The organism is uncultured Escherichia sp. (assembly GCF_948475835.1).
In the GTDB taxonomy this organism is placed as follows: Bacteria; Pseudomonadota; Gammaproteobacteria; order Enterobacterales; family Enterobacteriaceae; genus ECMA0423.
Map to the genome: position 1 here is coordinate 1 of NZ_CAOLGM010000175.1, position 7152 is coordinate 7152.

A 7152-nucleotide genomic window follows, 5' to 3' on the forward strand; every position below is an offset into this window, starting at 1 on the left:
GTGGTTATATCGGTCAGGGGATGCTTTCGGGGGCCTGTCCGGGCGAAATTTTCACCTCACCGACGCCCGATAAAATCTTTGAATGCTCCATGCAAATTGATGGCGGCGAAGGTGTACTGTTGATTATCAAAAATTACACCGGCGATATTCTTAACTTTGAAACAGCGACCGAGTTACTGCACGATAGCGGCGTAAAAGTGACCACTGTGGTCATTGATGACGACGTTGCGGTAAAAGACAGTCTTTATACCGCCGGGCGACGCGGCGTTGCCAACACCGTATTAATTGAAAAACTCGTAGGCGCAGCGGCGGAGCGTGGCGACTCACTGGACGCCTGTGCGGAACTGGGGCGTAAGTTGAATAATCAAGGCCACTCAATAGGTATCGCTCTCGGTGCCTGTACCGTTCCTGCCGCGGGCAAACCTTCTTTTACCCTGGCGGATAATGAGATGGAGTTTGGCGTCGGCATTCATGGTGAGCCGGGTATTGACCGCCGCTCCTTCTCTTCCCTTGATCAAACCGTCGATGAAATGTTCGACACCCTGCTGGAAAATGGCTCATACCATCGCACTTTGCGTTTCTGGGATTATCAACAAGGCAGTTGGCAGGAAGAACAACAAACCAAACAACCGCTCCAGTCTGGCGATCGGGTGATTGCGCTGGTTAACAATCTTGGCGCAACTCCGCTTTCTGAGCTGTACGGCGTCTATAACCGCCTGACCACACGTTGCCAGCAAGCGGGATTGACTATCGAACGTAATTTAATTGGCGCGTACTGCACCTCACTGGATATGACCGGTTTCTCAATCACCTTACTGAAAGTTGATGACGAAACGCTGGCACTCTGGGACGCCCCGGTCCACACCCCGGCCCTTAACTGGGGTAAATAAGGAGAAAGCAATGTCACTGAGCAGAACTCAAATTGTTAACTGGCTCACTCGTTGTGGCGATATTTTCAGCACCGAGAGCGAGTATCTTACCGGACTGGATCGCGAAATTGGCGACGCTGACCACGGGCTAAATATGAACCGAGGCTTTAGCAAAGTGGTGGAAAAACTCCCTGCTATCGCAGATAAAGATATCGGTTTCATTCTCAAGAATACCGGTATGACGCTGCTTTCCAGCGTCGGTGGTGCCAGTGGTCCGCTGTTCGGTACCTTCTTTATCCGCGCCGCACAGGCGACCCAGGCACGGCAAAGCCTGACACTGGAAGAGCTTTATCAGATGTTCCGCGATGGCGTGGACGGCGTAATCAGTCGCGGGAAAGCCGAACCTGGCGATAAAACCATGTGTGATGTGTGGGTGCCGGTGGTGGAATCGTTACGTCAGTCCAGCGAGCAAAATCTCTCTGTTCCGGTGGCGCTCGAAGCTGCCAGTAGAATCGCCGAATCCGCTGCACAAAGTACGATTACGATGCAAGCCCGCAAAGGCCGCGCCAGTTATCTCGGTGAACGCAGTATTGGTCACCAGGATCCCGGCGCGACCTCGGTGATGTTTATGATGCAAATGTTGGCGTTAGCCGCAAAAGAGTAAGGAATTGGTGATGGTAAACCTGGTCATAGTTTCACATAGCAGCCGACTGGGAGAAGGTGTCGGTGAATTAGCCCGTCAGATGTTAATGAGTGATAGTTGTAAAATCGCCATTGCCGCGGGAATTGACGATCCACAAAATCCTATTGGTACCGATGCCGTCAAAGTGATGGAGGCCATCGAATCTGTTGCTGATGCCGACCATGTGCTGGTCATGATGGATATGGGTAGCGCATTATTGAGTGCTGAAACTGCGCTGGAATTGCTGGCTCCCAAGATCGCCGCAAAAGTACGTTTGTGTGCTGCGCCGTTGGTCGAAGGTACACTGGCAGCAACGGTCAGCGCGGCCTCGGGAGCGGATATCGACAAAGTTATCTTTGACGCTATGCATGCGCTGGAAGCCAAACGTGAACAACTGGGTTTACCGTCCTCCGACACTAAAATCTCTGACACATGTCCTGCGTACGATGAAGAAGCCCGTTCTCTGGCGGTGGTCATAAAAAACCGTAACGGCCTGCATGTACGTCCGGCCTCCCGGCTGGTTTATACCTTATCGACATTTAATGCCGATATGTTGCTGGAAAAAAACGGCAAATGCGTCACACCAGAGAGTATTAACCAGATTGCGTTACTACAAGTTCGCTATAACGATACGCTGCGCCTGATTGCGAAAGGGCCAGAAGCTGAAGAGGCACTGATCGCTTTCCGTCAGCTGGCTGAAGATAACTTTGGTGAAACGGAGGAAGTTGTTCCACCTACTCTGCGTCCCGTTCCGCCTGTTTCGGGTAAAGCCTTTTATTATCAACCGGTTTTATGTACGGTACAGGCAAAATCAACCCTGACCGTGGAAGAGGAACAAGAACGATTACGCCAGGCCATTGACTTCACGTTATTAGATCTGATGACGTTAACAGCGAAAGCAGAAGCCAGCGGGCTTGACGATATTGCCGCAATCTTTTCTGGTCACCATACACTGTTAGATGATCCGGAACTGCTGGCGGCGGCAAGCGAACTCCTTCAGCACGAACATTGCACGGCAGAATATGCCTGGCAGCAAGTTCTTAAAGAACTTAGCCAGCAATACCAGCAACTGGATGATGAATATCTACAAGCTCGCTATATTGATGTGGACGATCTTCTGCATCGCACCCTGGTCCACCTGACCCAAACGAAAGAAGAACTCCCGCAGTTTAACTCGCCAACTATTCTACTGGCGGAGAACATTTATCCTTCCACAGTACTGCAACTGGATCCGGCGGTTGTAAAAGGTATCTGCCTTAGCGCCGGAAGTCCGGTATCCCACAGCGCCCTAATCGCCCGTGAGCTGGGGATTGGCTGGATTTGCCAGCAGGGTGAGAAACTGTATGCGATACAACCAGAAGAAACGCTAACGCTGGACGTTAAAACGCAACGTTTCAACCGTCAGGGTTAAGCCACTGTTCGGATGGCATCGTTCTGATGTCATCCGGCAATTTACTCAGCACTAATGGTTTTTAACTACCTGTTATATTTTTCACCAATTTATGATGATTTTTCTTCGCTAATCACGAACCCAACGCCGCTGGCTGGCTAATAAACAGACGTTATTTGATCACTCTATTTCGCCGTTATTTATCCCTTTAATTCCCTTTTCTAAAATGCCTGACAGTTCGCAGAATGAGATTTCGATCATGCAGCTAGTGCGATCCTGAACTAAGGTTTTCTGATACTTGAATACCGTTTTATTCGGTTTCGCCAAAGGAGAATGATTGATGAAATCCCCCGCACCTTCTCGCCCGCAAAAAATGGCGTTAATTCCAGCCTGTATCTTTTTGTGTTTCGCTGCGCTATCGGTGCAGGCAGAAGAAACACCGGTAACACCACAGCCGCCTGATATTTTATTAGGGCCGCTGTTTAATGATGTGCAAAACGCCAAACTTTTTCCGGACCAAAAAACCTTTGCCGATGCCGTGCCGAACAGCGATCCGCTGATGATCCTTGCTGATTATCGGATGCAGCAAAACCAGAGCGGATTTGATCTGCGCCATTTCGTTAACGTCAATTTCACCCTGCCGAAAGAAGGCGAGAAATATGTTCCGCCAGAGGGGCAGTCACTGCGCGAACATATTGACGGACTTTGGCCGGTATTAACGCGTTCTACCGAAAACACAGAAAAATGGGATTCTCTGTTACCGCTGCCGGAACCTTATGTCGTGCCGGGCGGACGTTTTCGCGAGGTATATTACTGGGACAGTTACTTCACCATGTTAGGACTTGCCGAAAGCGGTCACTGGGATAAAGTCGCGGATATGGTGGCCAATTTTGCTCATGAAATAGACACTTACGGTCATATTCCCAACGGCAACCGCAGTTACTATTTAAGCCGCTCGCAACCGCCCTTCTTTGCCCTGATGGTAGAGTTACTGGCGCAGCATGAAGGCGATGCCGCGTTGAAGCAATACCTGCCGCAAATGCAAAAAGAATATGCTTACTGGATGGACGGTGTTGAAAACCTGCAAGCCGGACAACAGGAAAAACGCGTTGTCAAACTTCAGGATGGTACCCTTCTCAACCGCTACTGGGACGATCGCGATACGCCACGACCAGAGTCATGGGTGGAAGATATTGCCACCGCCAAAAGCAATCCGAATCGACCTGCCACTGAAATTTACCGCGACCTGCGCTCTGCCGCTGCGTCTGGCTGGGATTTCAGCTCGCGCTGGATGGACAACCCGCAGCAGTTAAATACCTTACGCACCACCAGCATCGTACCGGTCGATCTGAACAGCCTGATGTTTAAAATGGAAAAAATCCTCGCCCGCGCCAGCAAAGCTGCCGGAGATAACGCGATGGCAAACCAGTACGAAACGCTGGCAAATGCCCGTCAAAAAGGGATCGAAAAATACCTGTGGAACGATCAACAAGGCTGGTATGCCGATTACGACCTGAAAAGTCATAAAGTGCGCAATCAGTTAACCGCGGCCGCCCTGTTCCCGCTGTACGTCAATGCGGCAGCGAAAGATCGCGCCAACAAAATGGCGACGGCGACGAAAACACATCTGCTGCAACCCGGCGGCCTGAACACCACGTCGGTGAAAAGTGGGCAACAATGGGATGCGCCAAATGGCTGGGCACCGTTACAGTGGGTCGCGACAGAAGGATTACAAAACTACGGGCAAAAAGAGGTGGCGATGGACATTAGCTGGCACTTCCTGACCAATGTTCAGCACACCTATGACCGGGAGAAAAAGCTGGTGGAAAAATATGATGTCAGCACCACCGGAACGGGGGGCGGCGGTGGCGAATATCCATTACAGGATGGCTTTGGCTGGACCAATGGCGTGACGCTGAAAATGCTGGATTTGATCTGCCCGAAAGAGCAACCGTGTGACAATGTTCCGGCGACGCGTCCGACCGTTAAGTCAGCAACGACGCAACCCTCAACCAAAGAGGCACAACCCACACCTTAACCAGCGCTTACTCCGACAACGTCATTCGGCTTCTCCGGATGGCGTTGTCGGCAGATAACACCATAGCTATGGTTTTTTCTACACAGACGGTTTTTCAAGTCCTGGCGGGAAGTATTGCGCAAATGTTTGCCATACGTGGTTGCCGAAGATAGCGTCATTTCTACGGGTAAGTGTTTCACTTTCATCACCCGGCGATTTACGCCGACGTTGGCTATATAAAGCATCAATTGCTACCTGAATATTGTTACGGTGTTCACTCATCAACGTTTTTTTGCTTTCTGGAGTTAAATTAATAATCACATAATCCAGACACTCCAGAGAATTTAGCAACCAAAAAAAGAATTCAGACCATTCCTCTTCGCGTAACTGAAGCATTGCCGAACGGGTATTTTGGCTTAATCTGCCAGAAGGATTGATCAATTCTAAATGTTCAATAAGCGCAGCCAAAACCGCCTCACTATCCGCCCCATTTTTAACGCCTGACTGGCTACTGTCTAAAATATTTTTTTCTGAATCACACCAAAAACAACGAAACAATAATTAAAAAAGGATTCTGTTGTTGTTACCGGGAACCGACTTTATCGGATATCGAAGTGCTATATTGATTTTTTTCACCCGTAAAGCAGGTGTCGAGTATACGTTCTGATGTGAAAGCGGATAGCGGCATCTGTATCGCTATCCGCCTTATGAAAATCTTATTCTCTTCGCAGGAGGCGGAATATGCCCAGAACGAGAATAGCTCCCACCACCGCCACCAGGAAGCTGTGCAGATTAAAACCACTGATGGAGCCGCCAATGCCAAACATGGTCGCCAGCCAGCCGCCGACCACCGCACCGACTATCCCGAGAATACAGGTCAGGAAAAATCCACCACCATCACGCCCCGGCATGATTAGCTTGGCGATAATGCCGGCTATCAGGCCAAAAATAATCCAGGCAATAATTCCCATGTTCAGGCCCTCGTTTCGATGAATCGGACGCAAGAAATGCTTACGTCAACGCTCTAAGTATAGGCAAGGGCGGGATCGATGCTGGGCGTATGTCGGCTGATTTAAGAACAACATGTAAAAAATATTCACGCATTTGTATTAAGTTTTGTTAACTGTGACCGATAAACCAAAGACAGTTTGTCAGTCAGGAGTTTTTCCGCGTGAGTCATTACCATGAGCAGTTCCTGAAACAAAATCCGTTAGCCGTCCTGGGCGTGTTACGCGATTTGCACAAAGCCGCAATTCCTTTGCGTCTCAGTTGGAATGGCGGGCAGCTGATCAGCAAAATACTGGCAATAACCCCGGATAAACTGGTGCTGGATTTCGGCAGTCAAGCCGAAGACAACATCGCCGTGCTAAAGGCACAGCACATTACCATTACCGCCGAAACTCAGGGTGCGAAAGTCGAGTTTACTGTTGAACAACTACAGCAGAGTGAATACTTGCAGCTTCCGGCATTTATCACCGTACCGCCTCCCACCTTATGGTTTGTACAACGACGCCGATATTTCCGCATCTCCGCCCCACTCCATCCGCCTTATTTTTGCCAGACCAAACTGGCGGATAACAGTACGTTACGTTTCCGCCTGTATGATTTGTCGTTAGGCGGCATGGGCGCATTACTGGAAACAGCAAAGCCTGCCGAATTACAAGAAGGCATGCGCTTCGCTCAGATTGAAGTCAACATGGGGCAATGGGGTGTTTTTCACTTTGACGCCCAGTTAATCTCCATCAGCGAGCGCAAAGTGATTGATGGCAAGAATGAAACCATCACCACTCCCCGTCTGAGCTTCCGTTTTCTTAACGTCAGCCCGACGGTGGAGCGGCAATTACAACGGATTATTTTCTCTCTCGAGCGAGAAGCCCGAGAAAAAGCGGACAAAGTGCGCGACTGATTTACATCGCGTCCAGTGCCTGCTCAAGTTTGTAGATATAGCGCGGAGCCTGCGGCGCAGGATGATTTCGCGCTACGTGATCGAGGAACTCGTCAGCATCCAAATCGTTGATTTTGCTGATCGCCTTTTTCCGATCTGACGAGAAAGTCCGTAGCAGCGCACCTGCCCCGTTAGCGTATGACACCACCAGCGCATATTGCAGTACCTTCGGATCTTCAATGCCTGCCAGCGGGCCGGTTTCCAGAATATTCAGGTAAGCCGCCCCCATTGAAATATTACGCTCTGGAT

The 7152-nt window shown here is 50.0% G+C and carries 8 protein-coding genes; 5 read left to right on the plus strand and 3 right to left on the minus strand.

Annotation, left to right across the window (positions count from 1 at the left end; translation table 11 throughout):
* From dhaK to treA, 4 genes are all read left to right on the plus strand, one after another.
* Positions 1-890: dihydroxyacetone kinase subunit DhaK (gene dhaK / locus QZF50_RS21810; RefSeq protein WP_290388989.1), on the plus strand; the 890-nt coding region annotated here is incomplete at its 5' end.
* Positions 891-900: 10 nt separating this feature from the next.
* A complete protein-coding gene (gene dhaL, locus QZF50_RS21815) occupies positions 901-1533 on the plus strand; it encodes a dihydroxyacetone kinase subunit DhaL (RefSeq protein ID WP_000059412.1) in 633 nt (210 codons plus the stop codon).
* A 10-nt stretch (positions 1534-1543) separates the two neighbouring features.
* Positions 1544-2962 carry a dihydroxyacetone kinase phosphoryl donor subunit DhaM gene (gene dhaM, locus QZF50_RS21820; RefSeq protein ID WP_001317008.1) on the plus strand — a complete coding sequence of 473 codons (1419 nt, stop codon included), beginning with the start codon at positions 1544-1546 and terminating at the stop codon, positions 2960-2962.
* A 319-nt stretch (positions 2963-3281) separates the two neighbouring features.
* Positions 3282-4979 (plus strand): alpha,alpha-trehalase, encoded by a 1698-nt coding sequence (treA, locus tag QZF50_RS21825; RefSeq protein WP_000841714.1) that lies wholly within the window; start codon positions 3282-3284, stop codon positions 4977-4979.
* Positions 4980-5057: 78 nt separating this feature from the next.
* On the opposite strand, the gene ycgY is transcribed toward treA, so the two are convergent.
* Together ycgY and QZF50_RS21835 are read right to left on the minus strand one after the other, a co-directional pair.
* A complete protein-coding gene (gene ycgY / locus QZF50_RS21830; protein ID WP_073972145.1) occupies positions 5058-5516 on the minus strand; it encodes a protein YcgY in 459 nt (152 codons plus the stop codon).
* A 158-nt stretch (positions 5517-5674) separates the two neighbouring features.
* Positions 5675-5929, minus strand: coding sequence for a GlsB/YeaQ/YmgE family stress response membrane protein (locus tag QZF50_RS21835; RefSeq protein WP_000511313.1), 255 nt, complete (start codon positions 5927-5929; stop codon positions 5675-5677).
* 200 nt (positions 5930-6129) lie between these two features.
* On the opposite strand from QZF50_RS21835, the gene QZF50_RS21840 reads away from it, so the two are divergent.
* Positions 6130-6864: a flagellar brake protein gene (locus QZF50_RS21840; RefSeq protein WP_000020161.1), complete on the plus strand. Its 735-nt coding sequence runs from the start codon at positions 6130-6132 to the stop codon at positions 6862-6864.
* Between the two features lies 1 nt (position 6865).
* On the opposite strand, the gene QZF50_RS21845 is transcribed toward QZF50_RS21840, so the two are convergent.
* Positions 6866-7152 (minus strand): transglycosylase SLT domain-containing protein (locus QZF50_RS21845; protein WP_290388990.1); only part of this gene is annotated, 287 nt, incomplete at its 5' end.